General features: G+C 48.8%; 18 protein-coding genes, 1 tRNA gene and 2 pseudogenes. 10 read left to right on the forward strand and 11 right to left on the reverse strand.

Features of this window, described 5'->3' with window-relative positions; all coding sequences use genetic code 11:
• The first annotated feature begins 45 nt into the window (after positions 1–45).
• Positions 46–525, forward strand: coding sequence for a peptide-methionine (S)-S-oxide reductase (locus ABDK09_02865; GenBank protein XAW88312.1), 480 nt, complete (start codon positions 46–48; stop codon positions 523–525).
• A gap of 236 nt (positions 526–761) precedes the next feature.
• On the opposite strand, the gene cbiB is transcribed toward ABDK09_02865, so the two are convergent.
• The 4 genes from cbiB to ABDK09_02885 are packed head-to-tail and all read right to left on the reverse strand — an operon-like array spanning position 762 to position 3,105.
• Positions 762–1,376 carry an adenosylcobinamide-phosphate synthase CbiB gene (cbiB, locus tag ABDK09_02870; GenBank protein ID XAW88313.1) on the reverse strand — a complete coding sequence of 205 codons (615 nt, stop codon included), beginning with the start codon at positions 1,374–1,376 and terminating at the stop codon, positions 762–764.
• Entirely contained in the window at positions 1,363–1,713 is a 351-nt protein-coding gene (locus ABDK09_02875; GenBank protein ID XAW88314.1) for a cobalamin biosynthesis protein, read from the reverse strand. The genes cbiB and ABDK09_02875 overlap by 14 nt, the downstream gene beginning before the upstream one ends.
• A complete protein-coding gene (locus ABDK09_02880) occupies positions 1,710–2,753 on the reverse strand; it encodes a cobyrinate a,c-diamide synthase (protein XAW88315.1) in 1,044 nt (347 codons plus the stop codon). The genes ABDK09_02875 and ABDK09_02880 overlap by 4 nt, the downstream gene beginning before the upstream one ends.
• Positions 2,698–3,105, reverse strand: coding sequence for a hypothetical protein (locus ABDK09_02885; GenBank protein XAW88316.1), 408 nt, complete (start codon positions 3,103–3,105; stop codon positions 2,698–2,700). The genes ABDK09_02880 and ABDK09_02885 overlap by 56 nt, the downstream gene beginning before the upstream one ends.
• A 320-nt stretch (positions 3,106–3,425) precedes the next feature.
• Here ABDK09_02885 and ABDK09_02890 point away from each other — a divergent pair, with 320 nt between their 5' ends.
• The 5 genes from ABDK09_02890 (at position 3,426) to ABDK09_02910 (ending at position 7,840) form a co-directional block, all read left to right on the forward strand.
• Positions 3,426–3,893 (forward strand): aminotransferase class I/II-fold pyridoxal phosphate-dependent enzyme, encoded by a 468-nt coding sequence (locus ABDK09_02890; GenBank protein ID XAW88317.1) that lies wholly within the window; start codon positions 3,426–3,428, stop codon positions 3,891–3,893.
• A complete protein-coding gene (locus tag ABDK09_02895; protein XAW88318.1) occupies positions 3,820–4,506 on the forward strand; it encodes an aminotransferase class I/II-fold pyridoxal phosphate-dependent enzyme in 687 nt (228 codons plus the stop codon). Before ABDK09_02890 ends, ABDK09_02895 begins: the two co-directional genes overlap by 74 nt.
• Entirely contained in the window at positions 4,499–5,365 is an 867-nt protein-coding gene (locus ABDK09_02900) for a GHMP kinase (protein XAW88319.1), read from the forward strand. The genes ABDK09_02895 and ABDK09_02900 overlap by 8 nt, the downstream gene beginning before the upstream one ends.
• A 184-nt stretch (positions 5,366–5,549) precedes the next feature.
• On the forward strand, positions 5,550–6,017 hold the full coding sequence (locus tag ABDK09_02905; protein ID XAW88320.1) for an aspartate/glutamate racemase family protein: 468 nt from the start codon (positions 5,550–5,552) through the stop codon (positions 6,015–6,017).
• A 203-nt stretch (positions 6,018–6,220) separates the two neighbouring features.
• A complete protein-coding gene (locus ABDK09_02910; GenBank protein ID XAW88321.1) occupies positions 6,221–7,840 on the forward strand; it encodes a PAS domain-containing sensor histidine kinase in 1,620 nt (539 codons plus the stop codon).
• A 118-nt stretch (positions 7,841–7,958) separates the two neighbouring features.
• Here ABDK09_02910 and ABDK09_02915 read toward each other — a convergent pair whose 3' ends face one another.
• The 6 genes from ABDK09_02915 to ABDK09_02940 form a co-directional block, all read right to left on the reverse strand.
• A complete protein-coding gene (locus ABDK09_02915; GenBank protein ID XAW88322.1) occupies positions 7,959–8,384 on the reverse strand; it encodes an HD domain-containing phosphohydrolase in 426 nt (141 codons plus the stop codon).
• Positions 8,341–9,510: a DUF3369 domain-containing protein gene (locus tag ABDK09_02920; GenBank protein XAW88323.1), complete on the reverse strand. Its 1,170-nt coding sequence runs from the start codon at positions 9,508–9,510 to the stop codon at positions 8,341–8,343. Before ABDK09_02920 ends, ABDK09_02915 begins: the two co-directional genes overlap by 44 nt.
• Positions 9,511–9,855: 345 nt before the next feature.
• Entirely contained in the window at positions 9,856–11,262 is a 1,407-nt protein-coding gene (locus tag ABDK09_02925; GenBank protein ID XAW88324.1) for a cytochrome c, read from the reverse strand.
• A complete protein-coding gene (locus tag ABDK09_02930; GenBank protein XAW88325.1) occupies positions 11,262–12,890 on the reverse strand; it encodes a GMC family oxidoreductase in 1,629 nt (542 codons plus the stop codon). Before ABDK09_02930 ends, ABDK09_02925 begins: the two co-directional genes overlap by 1 nt.
• Before the next feature lie 19 nt (positions 12,891–12,909).
• Positions 12,910–13,455, reverse strand: a complete 546-nt coding sequence (locus ABDK09_02935) for a sugar dehydrogenase complex small subunit (protein ID XAW88326.1) — start codon at positions 13,453–13,455, stop codon at positions 12,910–12,912.
• Between the two features lie 844 nt (positions 13,456–14,299).
• Positions 14,300–14,374, reverse strand: a tRNA-Gly gene (locus ABDK09_02940).
• A gap of 288 nt (positions 14,375–14,662) precedes the next feature.
• Here ABDK09_02940 and ABDK09_02945 point away from each other — a divergent pair.
• The 3 genes and pseudogenes from ABDK09_02945 to ABDK09_02955 all read left to right on the forward strand — a co-directional run bounded on the left by ABDK09_02945 (position 14,663) and on the right by ABDK09_02955 (position 18,937).
• Positions 14,663–16,274 (forward strand): annotated as a pseudogene (locus ABDK09_02945) (VRR-NUC domain-containing protein).
• A gap of 72 nt (positions 16,275–16,346) precedes the next feature.
• Positions 16,347–18,710, forward strand: coding sequence for a fatty acid cis/trans isomerase (locus tag ABDK09_02950; GenBank protein ID XAW88327.1), 2,364 nt, complete (start codon positions 16,347–16,349; stop codon positions 18,708–18,710).
• A gap of 38 nt (positions 18,711–18,748) precedes the next feature.
• A complete protein-coding gene (locus tag ABDK09_02955) occupies positions 18,749–18,937 on the forward strand; it encodes a hypothetical protein (protein XAW88328.1) in 189 nt (62 codons plus the stop codon).
• 233 nt (positions 18,938–19,170) lie between these two features.
• On the opposite strand, the pseudogene ABDK09_02960 reads toward ABDK09_02955, so the two are convergent.
• A pseudogene (locus tag ABDK09_02960) lies at positions 19,171–20,140 on the reverse strand (diguanylate cyclase).
• Positions 20,141–20,278: 138 nt separating this feature from the next.
• On the opposite strand from ABDK09_02960, the gene ABDK09_02965 reads away from it, so the two are divergent.
• Entirely contained in the window at positions 20,279–20,716 is a 438-nt protein-coding gene (locus ABDK09_02965) for a DUF3069 domain-containing protein (GenBank protein XAW88329.1), read from the forward strand.
• Positions 20,717–20,736 lie beyond the last annotated feature (20 nt).

A 20,736-nucleotide genomic window follows, 5' to 3' on the forward strand; every position in this document is an offset into this window, starting at 1 on the left:
TGTTACAGTCTGGCGACTACATCCATGATTCAGTGTATTCAAACTATGGAAGAAATTTATTTCGCAGGCGGCTGTCTGTGGGGCGTGCAGGAATTTATTCGCCACCTGCCGGGTGTTATTCATACCGAAGCCGGCCGTGCGAACGGCACCGCCAGCGATACTTCAGGCGACTATGACGGTTATTCAGAGTGTGTACGCACCCAGTTCGATCCATCACAGGTCTCTGTCACACAATTGATGAGCTACTTCTTTGAAATTATTGACCCTTACAGCGTCAATAAACAGGGAATAGATGTCGGTGAAAAGTATCGTACCGGCGTATACAGTGTGAATCCGCAGCATTTACAGCAGGCGTCTGATTTCATCACCGCACGGCATGATGCAGACAAAATCGCGGTTGAAGTTCTGCCACTGACCAACTTCGTCAAGAGCGATGACGAACATCAGGATCGTCTGACGCTGCATCCGGGTGACTACTGCCATATTCCGCTCGATCTGCTACATAAATACCGAAAAGCGGATTAAGCAATAAAAGCTTATTAAATCAGTAACATTTGTGTAAGAGAGCAAGGATAAATTGGAAACCGCTTAAGCATTCGTCTTGTTTACGCATACTCCATTAAAGGTCCATGTCCTTTTCCACACCACTATATTCGGTACACGCCAGTTTACACTGGCGTTTTTTTTGCCTTTTCTGTTAGCGAAAACCGTACTCCCTGCACACAAACTGAGCGCTTTGAAAGTCAACTGGCTGACAACAATCAGAACAGCAGATAACACGTAGTGAACAGAGCCAAAGCAATCCAGGCCGCTGCTTTCATCAAACTGATCGACCGTACAATATCCTCAGCTTCGATTGCCCGTTGAGCATCACCTATCCATGGTTTATTGACCCATTCCCCAAAATACTGGTTCGGACCACCAAGACGAATACCGAGCGCACCGGCAACCGCAGCTTCCGACCAGGCACAATTCGGGCTTTTATGTTGGTAGCGATCGCGCCAGCCAATTATAAACGCCGCTTTATAATCCTGTTTCAGTAACCAGGCTGCACCGCTGAACAACAACCAGGTTAACCGGGCAGGAATGAAATTGGCCGCATCGTCGATCCGGGCAGAGACGCATCCGAGCTCCCGGTAACGTTCATTTTTATACCCAACCATGGAATCCAGCGTATTCACCGCTTTGTAAGCCATTGCCAGCGGCACGCCACCGATAAACAGGTAAAACAGCGGTGCGATAATACCGTCTACGGTATTTTCCGCGACGGTTTCTACTGTGGCCCGGGTAATTTTATCTTTATCCAGCGAGCGCGTATCACGCCCCACAATATAAGAAAGCTTGATTCTTGCCTCAGCAATATCACCGCGCCGCAACGGTTTCGAGCACGTCCAGTGCGCAGTCCTGCAAACACTTGCCTGCTAATACAGTAAACGCCAGCCACAAATGCAGCACGATCCCCGCTAACCAATGGATTTGAAACGCTGCCCAGATGGCGAACCAGGTTGCCGCTGCACTGGATCCAACCACGATGATCCACAGTAATCCCCCCGCGATATAGAGTTGCGAGGGGCTGGTAAACCAACGCCGCAGCATTTTCTCACTGCGGCTGATGGTGTTGCCAATCCAGCGGATGGGATGCGGCCAGTTGACAGGATCGCCCAGCAGCACATCCAGTACAAAAGCGCCAATACAGACCGCCAGTGAAATCATTGCTTGCGGCCCCGCGCGATCCACTGTTTGAGAATCTCAGGTGATTGGGCAAAATGCAGATGCAGATACATGGCTAATGTGTTGCCTTGCTGGTAACCGCCATGCCACTCGGACAGCACTTCGCCGTCACGACGTTTACTCAGTACAAACGCTGTTGGCAGTTGCGATTCAAAGTCGGAGTAATGAAATTCGTGACCCCGTAACTCCTGACCCGCTTTACACAGTAAGGTATCCGTTTTCGCCTCAGCACAGCAGTAACCAAAGCGCTGCAACCTCGCCGTCATATGACTGTGACCATCCAGTACGCCAACCATTGCATGCACTTTATCTTCTTTGTCGCGCAGGCTGGAGCCAAGATACATCAGGCCGCCACATTCGGCATAAATGGCCACGTTGGCCTGATGAGCACACAAAATAGACTCACGCATCGACACGTTGGCAGCCAGTGTTTCGGCATACAGCTCCGGATAACCACCGCCCAAATAAACCATGTCACACTCAGGCAATTGCGCATCGTGCATCGGACTGAAATAACACAGCTTGGCACCGGTTTGTGCCAGCAGATCCAAATTGGATTGATAATAGAAGTTGAACGCCTGATCGCGCGCAATGGCGATGGTCAGTCCCTCACCAATCCCTGCCACACTTTCAAGCACTCCAGGCACTGCAGGTTGCTGACTGGCCTGCTCAGTCACCTGCGCCGGCGCCGCCGTTTGTGCGACTTCGAGTAACGCGTCCATATCGATGAACTCTTCCACCGCCGCCGCCAAACGGTTCCACATATCGGTCATATCCGGTGATTCATGCACGGTGACCAGGCCAAGGTGACGCGAAGGCAGTTCCACTTCCGCCAGTTTAGGTAAACGGCCCAATACGCGCATATTACAATAGGTCTCAACGGCATTTTTCAACAGCTGGTAGTGGTTTTCAGTATTGACTTGGTTAAAGATGACGCCGGCGATATTGATGTCCGGCGCAAACGACTCAAAGCCTTTGACAATCGCTGCGGCCGAGGTCGACATGGCTTTGCCGTCCAGCACCAGTATCACCGGACAACCCAGCGTTTCTCGCCATGCCCGCACTGCTGCAGTAATAAGGATCAGTGCCAAAGCCATCGTAAAAGCCCATCACACCTTCGATAACTGCAATGTCTTTATCCGCCGTTTGCTGCTGATAAAGAGCCCGCAGTTCGTGAGGCGGCAGCATGAATTCATCCAGGTTGTGGGATTGAGTTCCCACCACTTTGCCGTGCCACGCAGTATCAATGTAATCGGGTCCGACTTTGAACGGCTGGACTTTCAGTCCACGCAAACATAAGGCTTTGAGGATACCGAGTGTAGTGGTTGTTTTTCCGCTGCCGCTGTTGGTTCCGGCGATTAAAATTGCTGTCATAGTTGTGTTCCAGGATCGTTACTTGTCCGCTAACACCTTGTCGTATCAGCGATAAAGCCATCAGAATGTGGCTAAACTACAGAGTTCACGCAACGAGTTCAATCTTAAATACTGTGTCGCGTGCGAATCTGCATCACATCAATACCATTGTTCGCGCCGGGGCCGCGATATCACGGTTTAAGCCGATAAATCCTTTTCTTCCGCCAGTGGCAGTTGTACGCTACGCCGCTCAGGATTGAGCAGCGGATGGAATACCGGTTACGCTAGCTGGTGCGGCTCAACATCCATGATAACGGATAAGATAAAGATTGAAGGTAAATATGGCGAAAAGCGGACAACACGGCGGTAACGTACTGCAAATGGCAGAACAATTTAATCTCGACCCGACGAATGTGATCGATTTTAGCGCGAATATCAATCCGCTCGGAATACCGCCGCAGGTTCGTGACGCAATTATCAGTCAACTCGACTGCCTGCAGCATTATCCGGATATCGAGTATCGCCAACTGCACCAGTCTATCGCCGCTCATCACCACTGCTCGCCGCTGTCTGTCGTTGCCGGCAATGGTGCCACTGAGCTGATCTTTCTGTGGGCGCAGCATGTCAAACCGCAAAAGGCATTGTTGATTGAACCCAGCTTCGCCGAATATCGCCGCGCCCTAAGCCGGGTTGGCTGTGCGATCGACAATTATGTCTTACGTGAAGAGGACGGTTTTGCCGTCACTGAGCGCGTGCTGGACGCGCTGCACGGCGAAACTGGACTGCCTGTTCATTTGCACGCCAAATAATCCGACCGGGCTGATTCCTGATGCAGAACTGCTGCAAGCGATTATTAAACGCTGTCAGCAACTGGATATTCACCTGTTTGTCGACGAATCCTTTATTGATTTTATGCCGGGTCGTCCGAGCCTGAGCCAGTGTTTAGCAGACAACCCTCACCTTTATGTACTGCGTTCGCTGACTAAGTTTTACGCGTTGCCGGGGCTGCGCCTTGGTTATCTGCTCTCTTCTGACCACCGTTTGCTGGCCAAAATTCGTGATGAACGCGAGCCCTGGACCATCAACGCACTGGCAGCGCTGGCCGGTGAGATCTTGTTTGAAGATGACTCCTACTGCCAGACCACCTATCAGTGGCTGACACAGGAGCAAGTCTACCTGCAAACGGAACTAGCGCAGTTTAAACAGTTGCAACTCTTTGCACCGAGCGCCAACTACCTGTTTTTTAAACATCTCAGCACCAACTCATTGCTGCAAAGTGAGCTGATGCAGCACGGAATTTTAATCCGAAGTTGTGCCAATTATATTGGCCTGAGTGATGCCTTTTATCGCGTTGCGATTAAATCCCATCAGGATAACCAGCGTTTGATTGAGGCCTTACAGATGATTTTTGCTCATGGCTGAAGCCCGCTGCCCGGCCTCTTGTGGTGAGTTTATTCAAGGCTGGATTGGTGGCAGCGAAAAACTGATTTCCTGCCCGATTGACTGGTTCAGTACCGTGAGCGTCACTGACGGCAATGCCGCCAGCAGCCAGCAGCGCCCGCTCATGAGACAAGCGCTTGAGCTCGCTCTGCGAACCATTGGCGTCGATGCCAGCGAAAGTCATGGTCTTAAAATCGAGTTTGACTCCACCATCCCTGTCGCCAAAGGCATGGCAAGCAGTACGGCGGATATTGCCGCCACCATCGCCGCGACCTATCGTCATTATCGCCAAGCCATATCCGAATCCGAACTGGCTGCGCTGTGCGCACAAATCGAACCCAGCGACAGCATTATGTTCAGCCGCTTCACCCTGTTTGATCATCACCGCGGAACCGTGACTGAACAGTTCGATACGGTAAACAATCTTGATGTTCTGGTGCTGGAAAGCACCCATCAGTTATGTACCGCCAGCTATCACCGTCTTGATCGGATGGCGAAGCTGCAGCGCTCCGCCACTAAGCTAGAACACTCGGTCGTTCAGTTTGCACAAGCCCTGCGCTCGCAGGATCTCTATCAACTCGGCAGGTCCGTGACCACCAGCGCGATAGAAAGCCAACATATTGTCATGAAGCCCCACTTCACTCAGCTTGTGCAGTTGGTTGAAAAACACAGCTTATACGGCATCAATGTCGCCCACAGCGGCACAGTGGCTGGCTTGCTGTTTGACCGTGCCAAACACGATATCGAGGCCGTGATAGCAGACATCAACACAACTCACATCAACCAGACCTACACCCGCAATTATCTTTGCCGGGTGATCGCCGGGGGAACTGGCGGATAACATTCCAACCTGTATGTTATCCGCTAATTTTAGTCTGATCGCGGCAGCAAACTGCGATTTTCTCCGACGATCTGCAAAATGACATTAACCAGTTCCTGAGCCGCTTTAGAAAGTGGTCGGTTTCTGCGCCACCATCAGGCCGATATCACGATACAGCCGTTCCTTAATTGGTATCAGGCACACATTGGGGAAACAATGGCAAAAGGACATTGATCTGCTCGTAGTCAGCTGCGCCGCAGATCCCGGAGTAGCAGCCCTGCGCAGCGCACTGTCGATTCCGGTCATGGGCGCTGGCGAATCTTGCTGTCATTTGGCCCGTCAACATGGTGATGTTATCGGAATTCTGGGCATCGAACCTGAACAACCTGCGGCTTTTAGCCGGGCATTGCGAGACTGCAAGTTGATTTACCGGCGTCCGGACAAGGTGGACTGTACGCACGATATTCATACAGCCGAGGGCAAGGCATCGATCATCGCTGCCGCTCTCGAATGTGAGCGTCTCGGCGCCCAAGTGATTGCCCTTGCCTGTACCGGAATGGCCACTACCGATGTCGCTGGGTTGCTGGCGCCCTACACTGATTTACCGGTGATAAATCCCGTGCTGGCCGTCGCACAGCTTATTAAGCAACGCGATGAAGACAAAAGGATTTAGGTATAAAACACCAGTTTCAGGCTGGTGTTTTGCTTTTCAATAACATTCACCGACCTAACACCTTTAAATCATTACTAAATCTCAAATCGACATTTTGTTGTCATAAGTTCGAATTCCTCGATTTGACTAGGAAAATCTGTTGTTTCTTTGCTAGCTTATTTAGTAACGAGACAAGGCTGTAACTCAACTGGATAAGAGTCAACGTGGAACAACAGAACACACATGACAACGGATTTGAAACCGTATTCCGGTACTCCAAAGATGGTCTGGCCCTTTTCAAAGACGGTGTTTTTGTAGATTGTAATCAATCCATGCTCGAGTTGGTTGGCTTACAGGAAAAAGAACAGTTTATTGGCCTGACTCCATTCGACTTTTCGCCTAAGTACCAATTTGATGGTCGCAACTCGGAAGAGAAAGGCATGGAATACATCAACCGCTGCTACGATGAAGGCAGTGTCCGCTTTGAGTGGATACACCAAAAATTCAACGGGGAGCCATTCTGGTGTGAAGTAATCATCACCACTATGATCCTGGACGGCGATGTGGTGGTACATACCAACTGGCGCAATATTAGTGAGAAGAAAGACCTCGAATTAAAACTTGCCGAACAGAAAGAAATCTTTGAGACCCTGTTTAACGAGTCCATGGATGGACTGTCCATTTTTGATGGTCATCAGTACATCGACTGCAACAAAGCGTTTTTGAACTTATTCGGATTCACCCACAAAGATCAGGTCATGGGGTTACATCCTATCAACCTTTCACCGGAGTTGCAGCCAGACGGAAGAACTTCAAGAGATTCGGTTCGTAAGGTGTTGCAGGATTCTTTAGGCAGAGGCAGTACCCGCTTTGAATGGGTGCACCAGAAAGTCGACGGCACTAAGTTTTGGGCAGAAGTGATTCTGACCAAGGTGAAATTAAACGGCGTCTTTTCAATCTACGCGGCCATTAGGGATATTTCTGAAAAGAAACAGTTAGAGCTGGAACTGTATGAACGTAACGCAGAATTAGACAGAACCAATCAGGACCTGGAGAAAATGCTTGATCATCTGAAACAAACTCAGGACCAGTTGGTTGAGTCTGAAAAAATGGCCAGCCTTGGCTCACTGGTTGCTGGCGTAGCTCACGAAATCAATACCCCGGTCGGTGTGGGATTGATGGGAATCACTCATCTGATGGAAGAGAATGAAGCGATACGTAAGCGCTATCAAAACGGTGAACTCAGCGAAGAAGTGTTCGAAGATTACCTCAGCAACACTACCGACTTGTCGAAAATTGTACTCAAAAATCTCGACCGGACTGCACATCTGGTGCGCGGTTTTAAACAGATCGCTGTCGATCAAGCCAGTGAAGAAGAGCGGGCCATTAACCTCAAAGAGTACATAGAAGAAATCATTTTCAGTCTGGGTTCAGTGACACGTAAAGCCAATGCGAATATCGAGGTTGATTGCCCGCCAGACTACCATGTCATCACCAACCCGGGACATTTATCACAGGTTGTCACCAACCTGATCGTCAATTCCATTACGCACGGTTTTCAAGACAAGAAAGGCGGTAAAATTAACATCAACATACGTGAAAAAAGCGCCAAGCAGTTTACGATGATTTACAAGGACGATGGCAAGGGGATCAGCAAAAGTAATCTTACCAAGATATTTGATCCTTTCTTTACCACCAATCGCGCCAATGGCGGCAGCGGCTTAGGCCTGAATGTGACTTATAATATCGTCAAAAACACCTTTCATGGCTCCATTACTTGTCGCAGTCAGGAAAATGAAGGCGTCGAATTCACGCTAAACCTGAAAGTAAAAGAAAGAGTGTAAGCGTTAATATCACGCATTAAGTTCGATTGCAGCTCAACACTGGCACAGATGAAAAATGGCGTATTTAAATCAATACGCCACTCTCTGCTCGATAATGCCCGGCCAATCTCTCTGCGCACTAATCAGGATAGATATCACGCAGAGCCATAATACTGGCAAAGTGTTCAATGGCCAGATCACAAATCTGCGGGTCAAAGTGACGACCGCGCTCTTGCTTCAGCAGTTCAAGAATCTTATCCGCACTCCACGGCTCCTTATAAGAGCGACGGGCGGCAAGTGCGTCAATCACATCGGCAATCGCCATCAATCGCCCTTCGACCGGAATTTCCCGGCCTTTTAAGCCCGACGGATAACCAGAACCATCCCATTTTTCATGATGATAAAGCGCAATCCGCGCGCCCATTTGCGGCAATGCCCGTTTGGATTTACACAGCAGGTCATAACCAACCTGGGCATGGGTTTTCATCACTTCCCATTCATCTGCATCCAGTTTACCGGGCTTATGTAGTATACGTTTCTGGTACCGCAATCTTGCCGATATCATGCATTGGCGTCGCGTGTTTAATCAGTTGCACGAAGTTTTCATCCAGTCGCAAACGCTGGGCCAAAAACTCACAAATCAGAGAAACCCTGCGTACATGTGAACCGGTCTCCTTGCTGCGCATCTCAATGGCGTCACCCAAAATGTACATCAGCTCTTGCTGGGTGCGTTCAATATCTTCCCGACGAGTAAGGTTCTCAAAAATGATGGATACCTTGGTCAGTAAGACGTTGAGTAAACGCAGCGTCATTGGAGAAACTGGTACTGAATACGTTATCAGGGTCGAGCTCTCACTGATTTCCGAAAGCTGCGTGAAATTGCAAAAGTGTCCGATGTCGACCTGATTTGCCTTGTGGCTTAACGTCTTGTCTAAATATTCACTGACCTGAGGCGAGAAAATATCGTGGTCAAAACCGCTCTCCATTTTAAATTGCTGCCCATCAAACGACAGCAGGATCTGTTCCCGATTACCTAACGCGTTTATCTGCTGATATTTCAGGTAAAAACCAACGTTGTCTTGCCCTAGTAAATTCTGAGCTTCCTTCCGCACCTGCTCACTGAATCCTTCGCTGTTCGAGGCTTGTAGTACCCGGGTTGTTGCGCTGACGACATCTTCCAGCCCACGATGGCCCTGCTCAACTTCGAGAATATCGCGATAAGAACGAATCGCAGAATAGATGGTGGTTTTGAGACGAGTAGAATTAAGCTCAGTTTTACTTTTATAATCGTTGATGTCGTAATCACGAATCACATCTTCTTCCGGTGCCTCACCCGGTTGTCCGGTGCGTAACACTAGACGAGTGGACGTATTACGTTCACGAATCCATTTTACTAACTCCAGACCAGCATGATTATTTTCCATCACCACATCGACCAGTGCGAGTGCAATGTCTGAATGCTGCTCAAAAAGAAGTTTGGCTTCTTCTGCTGAATGGGCTTTTAAAAACTGCAGAGGACGACTGTCTACCAGAACACGTTTTAGCACCATCTCAGACACAGTGATCACATCATCTTCGTCATCAATCAGGGCAACTTTCCAGGGAAAAAGAGTCTCTTCCTGATTGACCTTAACGGTATCAATCTTTGCAGTTTGTGCAGCAGCTTTCTTTGTAAACAATGGGTTTGGCATAAAGTCTACCTGAACGTCTATTACAACAATTTACAGCTTCCTAAAACTATAGTTTGCCTCTGAATTAGCGTCTACTTATCTTGCACAAAACACGCACAAAGCCCATTTTGATCTTCAAATAAAATTAAAACTTGCTTTTCATCGATTAAGTTACTTATGAGCCAGACATTTATTCGCACAAATATCTCATTGTTAGTATGCATATAAGTCGCACAACACTTCACACATTCTGCTTTTGAGATCGTAAATGCCAGTAAAAAGGCCAGACTGGTTATAACCAATCTGGCCTTTTGGATTAAACACAGCAGACTTAATGCTACCGCTCGATAATGTCCTGCTTAGGACTTAACGCTTACGACGCCACATCAACCAACCGACCAGAGCAATAAGCACCAACACACCAGCCGCCACTCCAAGTTGCGCCAGTAATACCAGCGGAGACGTCGGACCGCCACGGCGGATTTCAGCAACTTGTTCTGGTGACACCGTCACATCTTGCTTACCATAACGCTGCAGGATCCAGTTCGACAAGGTTGCCACCTGCTGATCATCTAAATGATTGAGCGCGTTGGGCTGGTCGCCAAACGGAGGCATAAACACGTCGCCTTCTGCGGTATCACGTTCCACACCAAACAGAATGGTCGCGATCAAATTCGATGGATTATGCTCTGCCGTAGCGCTGTTGTGGAACAGGCTTGGATAGAAACCATCTTTGGTGCCTTGCGCGCTGCTGCCGTGACAAGATGAACAGTTGCCGGAAAACAGACGGGCGCCTTCATCACTGACCGCTTCATTAAAGCCAATGCCGCGGATCGCCACCAGGTTATGACTCGCTTCTCCCTGAGTAAAGCGTGAAGGCCCGGAAGATACGTTAGTCTGATCCGGCACACTATGCATATATTCAGCGATCGCGTTCAGATCCTCATCCGAGAGATATCGGAAGCTATGGGTAATCGCTTCAGCCATACTGCCTGCCGCCTGCGCTTTGCCTTCCAGACGGCCGGTACGCAGATAGGTGACCAGCTCCTGCTGTGACCACTCACCAATACCACTGACCGGATCCGAAGTAATATTCGGCGCGTACCAACCACCAACCTGAGCGCCAGTCATCGCTTCAGCGGATTTTTCCTGCATCAGAAAGCCACGTGGCGTATGACAGGTACTGCAGTGCGCGGCCCCGTCCACCAGATAACGGCCACGGTTCCAGCTATCACTTTGTGTCGTATCCGGCTGGTAACCAGGATCATTCAGGAACAGTGCATTCCAGACCATCATAGAGAAACGCAGATTGAGCGGGAATGGCAGTTGTGTCTCCGCCGTCGGACGATCAACCGGCTGCACTCCGGACATGAAATACGCATACAAAGCATGAATATCGTCATCAGTCAGTGTGGCATAAGCGGTGTAAGGCATCGCCGGATAAAGACGCGCGCCGTCAGCACGAACACCTTTACGCAGCGCATCAGCGAACTGCTGCTCAGTGTAGTTACCAATGCCGTTCGCTTTTGACGGCGTGATATTGGTGGCAATAATCTCACCTACCGGGGAAGCAATCGCTTTACCACCGGCAAAAGGCTGTCCGCCGTGTGCCGTGTGACACGCGGTACAGTCCGAGGCAACCGCCAGATACTGACCTTTTTGGATCAGCGCATCGTCGGCACCATGAGCAGCAACATCTGTAGCAGCATAAGCCGAACCGTAGCCCAGAGCGAGCATCAACGCGAGCGCGCCGGATTTGAGTGTCAGCATCATTACGCCTCCTGAGCCTGTTTAACAATGGCTTCAGCGGCCTTGAATGCCAACGCGACCATGGTAATTGTGCTGTTACCACAAGCGGTACTCGGCATAGCGCCGCCGCCAGGCAGGAACAGGTTACGGTGATCGTGCGAACGACAAACATCATCGACCACAGAAGTCGCAGGATCACGGCCCATAATGGTACCGCCCATGATGTGTTTACTCGGGTTAAACTGCTTGGAAAAGGTCTTATCAATCGCGCCCATCGCCTCGGCAATATCATTGGCAATCGGTTTTGAATACTGCTCGTGAGAACGACGAACGTAATCACCCACATCGTAATTGATCGCGGGTTTTGGCAGGCCGAGCCAGTCTTTTTTATCCGACAGGGTCAGGCGGTTATTGGAATCCGGCAGCATCTCATGCGCCATGACAATATTGGCAGTACACGCGGTCATGCGACGGATTTCTTCATCCAGCGCTTTACCCACTAGGCCTTTCTGCAACGCACCGAAGGTAACAAATCGGTTACGGGCAAAGTTGTTGAATCGGAAATACGCCCCCGCGTGCTGTGAGCGGAAATCGCCCTGCGAGGTTTCCATAATACCACTGTTCACCACCGGGCCAACACCCGCCCAGTAAGGTTCATCCAAGGTTACCGTCATGGTGATCTGCGGGTGGTCCATCATGTTACGACCAACCTGATCCGAACTGTTGGCAATCCCGTTCGGGTTGCGCGAATCGGTCGACATCAGCAGCAGCTTTGGTGTTTCCAGGCCGTTACAGGCGATGATAAACAAATTACCGTTCACCCGATGAGTCTGCTTATGCTGGTCATAGTAATGCACCGCTTCGATGTTGTTTTTGGCATTGGTTTCAATGCGCCACACCACCGAGTTATACAGAATCGTCGCACCTTTGGCTTCAAGACGGGATAACGCGGTCGCACCGTCATATTTAGCGCCTACCGGACAAACCGGCACACAGTTGTTGTTGGCACAACATGCAGGACGATCATCATAAGAAGTGCCGCTGTTACGCGCCTGCGCTGTCGGGATATTATGCAGACCGAGCTTTTCACGCACCACCGCAGTAAAACGCTCTTCTCCAGGACCAAACGGTAACGCCGGCATCGGGTAAGGCTTGGAGCGCTTCGCCGGCCATTGCAGTGCCGGATCATCCGGGCCACAAATACCCAGTTTGTATTCTGCGCGCACATAGTAAGGTTCCAGCGTATCGTAGTCGAAGGCCCAGTCGCGACCGACGCCATACAGACTGTGCAGTCGCAGATCATCCGGCGTCATCCGCCAGCAGGTTCCGGCCCAATGCCAGGTCGAACCACCAGCATAACGGACGTAACTTTGCGCGTAGGCATCTTTACCGCTTAATTGCAGGTAGTCCTGACCCGGGCCGACCGGCTCCGGGTGAGGCGCCCACTCGCGAGACGGATAACACTCAATCGCCGTACCTTTGGCAGCCAGAGGCAGGTTACGATAGTTTTCTACAATTTCCGCACGTGATACACGCGGACCGGCTTCAATCATAAGGACCGGAACACCGGCATCGAGCAATTGCTCTGCGATCACCACGCCGACAACGCCGGTACCGACGATCACTACAGGTGACTGATTTGGGGATGTCATAAATTTCTTCTTGTCAGATTCAGAATTGAGGTACGGGAAGGACTGGGGTGTTTACACGCTGCCAGTTGTTCGGACCACTGATGCCATAAGACGGAATCGTGATCACATCCAGCGTGGTCTGCCAGGTAAGAGCCTGCTCGAAAGCGAAGGTTTTGGCAGTGCGCGTCGGAGTGAGGCTACCGGTATACCAACCAAAGATAATTTTGTAAGCCAGATCCTGTAACTCACCTTGCGGGATCGCAGGGAAGAAATCTTCTACTATTGAAGCATTACGTGAGCGGGCAATAGCGATTAACTGATAGATATTCTCCAGTACGCCCTGCTCTTCGCTTTCCAGGACCGCCAACATACGCTGCCCTACTGCTTCATCCAGTTGATGATTCACCAACAAGCGAGAAATCTGCATAAAAGGAGAAAAACTTTTGGATGGTTTAGACTCTGCCATCACAAATGACGGTAGCGCGGAGGTGACTACACCACCAGCGATAATCACCGCACCAGAAAGCAGGACTTTCCGGCGTGAAAACTGGACCTTCCCTTCGGAAAGATCGTCGGAGTGAAACATGTTATTTCCCTGAATGTTTACTTGGCACTATATAAAAATAGGATGCGAGAAAGCATTCATTATTATTCTGTCAATAATAATGAATATCAGGGGCGTATTCTATCTGGTGAGACATCAAAATCAATAGAGATAGTTATTAATAATAAACAACAAACTTTATTTAAAAGTGGCCACCTTAAACATTTAGATGGATTATATATTTAAGGTGCAACGCATCAATGCAGTGAATTAATCTTAATTAAACATGACAAACCACTATCAGTAATCTACTAAAAAATAGTAAGTTAAATAGCTTGATTTAAATTGAATAATGGCGCACGCCCTTTTAAATACAATAACTTGTCATCATAATACATTAGATTATTTAGTCTAAGAATTTTCCACGCCTGTGAAAATTAGCTAATTCCAGACAAACAATTTAAATCCACCTTTCCACACAACACATAACATTAGCAATACCTATATTAGATATGATGATTACAAAAAAAGAGAAGATAGTAGCATTACAATTGATGTTTTATAATTTAAATCTATTATTTAATAGAATATTAATTTACTAAAGTAATGAGTGAACGCCTTACTGTTAGCCAAGGTAGCGGACAAAATTTCCGATTAATCTCAATTTATAACCTTCTTCCAAAACAAAAAACGTTTAAGCGACACAGTCACTTCCATTGCAATGGTTAGTTATAGAGTAATAGACAGTTTCAAAATGATTGCAGGGTGCGGCGCGAAATAAGGATATTTTTTCACCACCGACTGGCCACGAAAAACACCAACGCAAAAACACGCAATTAAGCGCTTTATTTGAATTAGTCAGGGATTAACTACAGAAGAGAAAGCTTGGAGCGGGCAGCGGGAATCGAACCCGCATCATCAGCTTGGAAGGCTGAGGTAATAGCCATTATACGATGCCCGCGCATCGAAGCGATGAAGCTACTATGCCACAACCATTGAAAAAGAAAACCGTTTTTTCGTAAATTCAGGTTGTTTGCATAGTTAATAATCAATTAAACATCAATTGGTTAGCTTTTCGACATGCCGCACAGTTTTTCTAAGATTACTGATTTAGCGCTGCGTTACCGGTTTAGAACTTAATGACCGCTATAGAAACTTAATGACTGCTATAGCGATGCGTCGCCGCAGATATGTTCATCGCTGACAAATAGGGCTACCCTAGGTGGACCCATTGACTGCCTGACCGATTATGCAACCTTTACCCGTTTTGCCTGACGACTATTATCTGACGAACTTTCACAAGCTGACCTCACACGCATTGGAGTGGTATACCGATTTACTCCAGCCTGGTGAGCTAAAATGGTGTCATGATTTTCACCGGCTGTCTCATGATGCGCAGTGTCTGCTGGTTCGCCTGCTGTCACGCAAAGGGCATTGGTTTCGCAGCGATAAACTCAACTATGCGGAAATCACTGACCAGACACATGCACTGGATGAACTTGCCCGCTCAGGTTTTATCAGCCTCAATCCTGAGGTAGATGCCGTGGCAGTCGCCCGGGAACTTCTCACTAAAGCGGAAATTGTGGCGCTCTATCCACGGCTGGGCAGGTCATTACGCAAGCCGCAGCTGATCGAAGCGTTGAAGACAGAGCCGATCGAGCATGTGCCGAATCTGAGCTTTGACATTATCTATCTCAATCAAGGTGACATCATTGAGCTGTTGTTGATCTTGTTTTTCGCTAATACGCGACAAACCTTCTCGCAATTTGTCCTTGATGACCTGGGTTTAAATAATTTCGAGCATTACCCGCTGAGTAAAGAAACGTCGCTTCTTTCAAACCCGTCAGCAGGTAGACCACCTGTTCGCTTTGAGCCGTATCCAGGCTCATTATGATGAACACCCCAAGCCCGATGAAGCGATGTTAGATAAGCTATTGTCTCAACTTCCTGAGCCTGGTGAGCATGCTTATATCGAGCGGCGCAGACAGCACCAGTTGAACCAGATCGCCCGCGACTATGAACGTCAGCAATGTCTGGATAAAGCACTCACCATTTACCAGCAAACCGAAGTGATTCCGTCACGTGAACGTCAGGCTCGTATCTATGAAAAGCTTGAGCAAGCGCAACACATGCGTGACATTGTTGAAGCCATGTTTCAACAACCACTCAATTACTCTGAGTATGAAGTCGCTCAAACACTGCAAAAACGCCTGCTGCGCCTCGAAGGCCATAAAGTGGCGCGGGAAAGTAAACCTGCCTACCCTACCCGCCACTTGCAACTCGACCTGTCACAGCAACGGGTCGAATTAGCGGTCAAACAACAATTAGAGAGTGAAGGTTATCAGGTTTATTATCTCGAGAACCAGTTTCTGAATACCCTGTTCGGGCTCACATTCTGGGACGCGATATTTGCTCCGGTAGAGGGCGCTTTCATCAACCGTTATCAATATCGCCCGCTAGATCTCTATCACAGTGATTTTGCCAGCAAACGCAAGCTCTGGATAGAACAGGCAATCACCCGTCTGCGAAATGAAGGCGTCATGCCATTGTGGGAGCTTTGGCAAAATAAATTCTCGCTGGCTAACCCATTTGTGTTTTGGGCCGGATGGGATAAGACCTTGTTTGAGCTTACGGAGCAGTGTTTTGCACCTGACATCCTGGTCGGGTTATTCGAGATAATGCTCAGTGATTTAAAACTCTATCGCAATGGCATGCCCGACCTGATTGCCTTTAAAGAAGGTCAGTTCGAATGGATTGAAGTGAAAGGCCCGGGCGACAAATTGCAGGACAATCAATACCGCTGGATGGCCCGGTTTGAGCAGCTCACAGTGCCGTTTTCTGTCTGCTACGTAAATCACTAAATGAAGAAAAAAATGGTGATCTTTATCGCTTTTTGCTTTAATTACGGCACGATTAATCAATAAGTTAGCCGAATGAAATTAAGAAAATTATTCGTCGTTGCGTTGGTGCCTTTATTCTACGGCTGTGCAGTGTTGGCCGGTTTTAACTTCGATCAGATGTTTGGTGATGAAGAGGTCCGCGATCGACAAGCGCCGATTGAATCAGCCCAGGCTCATTTCTTTCTCGATCAGGTCAAACCGATCATTGATAAACGCTGTGTGGTGTGTCATGCCTGTTACGATGCGCCCTGTCAGCTCAAAATGTCTTCTGTCGAAGGTATCGACCGTGGTGGCAGTAAAGACATGGTTTACCATGGTACACGTCTGACGGCCGCAACACCGACCCGTTTGTTTGAGGATGCCCAACTGACCGAAGAGTGGCGCGACTTCAACTTTCATCCGGTACTTAATGAGCGCATCCAGTCACCTGAAGCCAACATTCAGGCAGGTCTGATGGCTCGTATGCTCAAGCAAAAAGAGCTGCATCCGTTACCTCAGCAGGATCAATTGGAAGGCTTCGATTTCTCAATCGATCGTGACCAACAATGCGTCACACTCGAAGAACACGAGTCCTACCAGAAAGATTACCCGAACTGGGGAATGCCGTTTGGCATGCCAAATCTGGAGTCGTCGGAATACAATACTCTGATGACCTGGCTGAAAAATGGCGGCGTGATGAATGAACATATCCCGCTGACAATGGAACAGCAGGCATTGGTCAATCATTACGAAAGTCTGTTTAATCAAGATTTACTCAAAAACCGTGTTGTTGGTCGTTACATTTACGAACACCTGTTTCTGTCACACCTTTATTTTTCCGACATCACCAAACCTGGCGAAACGCCTCGCTTTTTTAACCTGGTTCGCTCGGCAACACCGCCCGGACAGCCGGTTAAACGTATCAGCACACGTCGCCCGTATGACGATCCGGGCGTTGACCGTGTTTACTACCGCCTGATCCCTGAGCAAGGCACTACAGTGGATAAAACCCACATGCCGTACGCACTGAACATGGAGCGCATGAAACACTGGCGTGAATGGTTTATCGATGCGGATTATAAAGTCACCGCTCTGCCAAGCTACGATGCTTCTGTGGCCGCGAACCCGATGACCTCCTTTATTGAACTACCAGTAAAAGCACGCTTTAAGTTCATGCTCGACAATGCACAAAACACCATTATGTCCTTCATCAAAGGTCCGGTATGCCGTGGTCAGCTGGCGCTGAACGTGATTAATGACCGTTTTTGGGTGTTCTTCCTTGACCCGGACAAAGCAGACATGCCGGAGGTCAATGAGTTTTACCGCGATCAGGCTGAGAACCTCAAGCTGCCGGCAGAGCTGGAAAGTAATACCCTGCCACTGAGCAACTGGATTCGTTTCTCCAACCAGCAGGCGCATTATCTGGAAGCCAAATCCGACTTTACCAACCGCTGGTTTAAGGACGGCAAACATCTGACGACCGATGTGATCTGGGATGGTAACGGAACCAACCCGAACGCAGCACTGACCATTATGCGTCATTTTGACAGTGCGTCGGTTGTACAGGGCCTGGTTGGTGAAAAACCAAAAACAGCCTGGGTGATTGACTATGCTCTGCTGGAACGTATTCATTACCTGCTGGTGGCAGGGTTTGACGTCTACGGTAACTTCGGACATCAGTTGATGACCCGTATGTTTATGGACTTCCTGCGTATGGAAGGCGAAAGTAACTTTGTCGCCCTGCTGCCGCGCAGCATGCGTCACAAAGAGATGTCGAGCTGGTACGCAGACCAGAGCAAACAGTTCTCAAACTTCCTGCTACGTAACGTGAAACCGTTCGACCAGCCGACTCAGGTGCAGTACAAAACTACTGACTACAAGTCAGAACTGTATGACAAGCTGATCGACAAAGTGAAACCGGTACTGAGTCACCGTTACGATATTGTTGATACCGGATTTACACCTGCGCATGAAAAAGCACTGGCCAGCATCAGTCATATCAAGGGAGAAGGTCTGCGTTCGATGCCACAAATCATCATGGCGATGATTGATACCGACAACGGCCCGTCGCAACTTTTCACGATTCTGCACAAAAACGCGCACAGTAATATCTCGAGTTTATTTGACGAAGAGAACAATCGTGACTACAAAAATGATGATCTCACGATCGTACGCGGTGTGATCGGAAGCTATCCGGCTGCGTACCTAAGTCTCAAAGAAAGCGAGATTCCGGAACTTGTGCAGCGCTTACAGACACTAAACAGTGAAGAAGACTACATCAAGCTTCTGGATCGGTTTGCAGTTCGTCGTAGTTCGCCACGCTTCTGGCCGTTCAGCGATAGAGTTCATGCCTGGTACAAGCAACATCAGCCTATCGAATTCGGTCTGCTGGACTACAATAGATTTGAGAACCGATGATGAATCTCAACTCACGTTAAACTAACAGGAGGTGCGAGATGAACATTCGAGACAGTATTGATGCGCTGGAGCAGCAAATCTACGTGGCATGCTCTGAAGGGGATTTTGATACCGTCAATATGCTGGAACAAAAGCTCGAACGCCTGCGTGGCAAAATAGAGCATCCATTTGACGAAGATCCCTATTCGCTTGAAGGTCGCACCTTTATGGATGATGACTGGCGTTAACTTTGCTGGGGCTGAATATTTCCATCAGCGAAGATTCGGCCCACCAGCCTGTCTGGTAAGCATTCAGAGTAAAAAAATCCAGGTGTAGCGATACACCTGGATTTTTTATGCACCCGGACTTTTTACCCGGTCCTGATAGGCTGCAACTTATTGTTTGAATGCTTTCGGTTATTGGCTGCTTTGAGATATTTACTGCTTTGAGATAATCAGGGTTATTCGCAGTGTAACCAGCGTTAGCTCTCACCCAGCACAGTCTGAACGTAACCGTTACGGCCCTGGCTTTTGGCCTGATACAGCGCCTGATCCGCCCCTTGATAGACTTCGGTCAGGGTTTCACTGCCATTAGGCGTCAGAGTCACGACGCCCTGAGATAAAGTGACATGGCTGGCCACCGGGCTGAAATTATGTGGATAGTGCATATGTTCAATCGCGTCCTGCACCCTTTCCGCCGCAACGCGTGCGCCTTCCTGGTCAGTGTTGCTCAACATAATCACAAACTCTTCCCCACCATAGCGGCCAACGAACTCGCCGCTGCGACAGAAACAGCTTGTTGGCGGCCTGAGCCAAGGTGTGTAAACAGCGGTCGCCTTCAATATGACCGTAATTGTCATTAAACAATTTGAAATGATCGACATCGAACAGAATCAACGACAGTGGCATGTTATGACGCCCGTGCCAGGTCAGCATTTCACCCAGCTTTTCATCCATAAAACGGCGATTAAACACCTTGGTCAGGCCATCTTCGTTAGCCTGATGCTGCAACTGCAAATTAAGCTCTTCAAGCTTTGCTGTGGTGCGCTTCAATTCCCGCCGCATATTAGCAATGCGCTGCATCGCCAGTAATTTGGAACTCAACACCAGTTTATCAACCGGCTTGATAAGATAGTCATCGCCCCCGGAGTCGATCGCTTTCGCGATCATGGAAGGTTCGTCATGACTACTGAGGAAAATAATCGGTACCCAATCCTTTTGATAGCGTTTACGCAGCTCCTGAGCCACTTCAAACCCATCAATGTCCGGCATAGTGACATCGAGCAATACCAGCTCGGGATCAAAACGGGCAAAGACTTCCATCGCTTCACGGCCGCTGGAGGCAACCTCGACAGAGTGGCCCAGTTGTTTGAGGCGAATCGCGAGCTGCATTCGTTCTAACTGCACATCATCCACCAGCAGAATTCTCATCGATGAACCCGTGCTCACCATATTAACCTCTGTGCAATACTATTCTATGCTTAGCTATAGCATAACTTTGTCACGCTTTCACTGCTTTATTTAGAGACTTGTATTGACATTTCGCCATAAGTTTTTAGCATTGCGGTTTTCATCAATGAGAACTTTTTCATGTCAGACACTACACAAACAGAAGCCCCACAAGTGGACCTGGATTCCATTTCTCCAGAACTGCGTCAGGTACTGGAATTTGATCAGGTACCAGAAGGTATGTTCCACATGGTGACTTCAATTCACGAAGTTTCCGAAGAAGCGGTCCGTGAAGCTTGGGATAGTCTGCCAGGCAGCGCGCAGAATATTCTCGATAACTTTGAACAGTTCCACGCGCTTATCTCAGTAAGCCAGGCGTTTGCCGGCATCAACGTAATGGAAGAGTTCCCGACTCTGAACCTGCCTAAAGACATGACCGAGCAGGACAAGGAAGAGTACCGTGCCCAGCTGCTTGACCAGGTGCTGCATAACTGTGTGAAAGACATGGTTAAACAGATCAAAAAAGCACGCCGCGATCCAATCCTGAAACGTGACTTCAAAGAAGTATTCGACAAGTAATTAAGCGTTTACAGATATAA

Source organism: Vibrio sp. CDRSL-10 TSBA, assembly GCA_039696685.1.
Lineage (GTDB): Bacteria > Pseudomonadota > Gammaproteobacteria > Enterobacterales > Vibrionaceae > Vibrio.

Excerpts from the sequence above, each read along its gene's own strand:
- ABDK09_02865 (XAW88312.1), top strand. The coding sequence starts at position 46 with ATGGAAGAAATTTATTTCGCAGGCGGCTGTCTGTGGGGCGTGCAGGAA.
- ABDK09_02875 (XAW88314.1), bottom strand. The coding sequence starts at position 1,713 with ATGATTTCACTGGCGGTCTGTATTGGCGCTTTTGTACTGGATGTGCTG.
- ABDK09_02885 (XAW88316.1), bottom strand. The coding sequence starts at position 3,105 with ATGACAGCAATTTTAATCGCCGGAACCAACAGCGGCAGCGGAAAAACA.
- ABDK09_02890 (XAW88317.1), top strand. The coding sequence starts at position 3,426 with ATGGCGAAAAGCGGACAACACGGCGGTAACGTACTGCAAATGGCAGAA.
- ABDK09_02900 (XAW88319.1), top strand. The coding sequence starts at position 4,499 with ATGGCTGAAGCCCGCTGCCCGGCCTCTTGTGGTGAGTTTATTCAAGGC.
- ABDK09_02915 (XAW88322.1), bottom strand. The coding sequence starts at position 8,384 with ATGATATCGGCAAGATTGCGGTACCAGAAACGTATACTACATAAGCCC.
- ABDK09_02920 (XAW88323.1), bottom strand. The coding sequence starts at position 9,510 with ATGCCAAACCCATTGTTTACAAAGAAAGCTGCTGCACAAACTGCAAAG.
- ABDK09_02925 (XAW88324.1), bottom strand. The coding sequence starts at position 11,262 with ATGATGCTGACACTCAAATCCGGCGCGCTCGCGTTGATGCTCGCTCTG.
- ABDK09_02930 (XAW88325.1), bottom strand. The coding sequence starts at position 12,890 with ATGACATCCCCAAATCAGTCACCTGTAGTGATCGTCGGTACCGGCGTT.
- ABDK09_02935 (XAW88326.1), bottom strand. The coding sequence starts at position 13,455 with ATGTTTCACTCCGACGATCTTTCCGAAGGGAAGGTCCAGTTTTCACGC.
- ABDK09_02950 (XAW88327.1), top strand. The coding sequence starts at position 16,347 with ATGAAATTAAGAAAATTATTCGTCGTTGCGTTGGTGCCTTTATTCTAC.
- ABDK09_02955 (XAW88328.1), top strand. The coding sequence starts at position 18,749 with ATGAACATTCGAGACAGTATTGATGCGCTGGAGCAGCAAATCTACGTG.
- ABDK09_02965 (XAW88329.1), top strand. The coding sequence starts at position 20,279 with ATGTCAGACACTACACAAACAGAAGCCCCACAAGTGGACCTGGATTCC.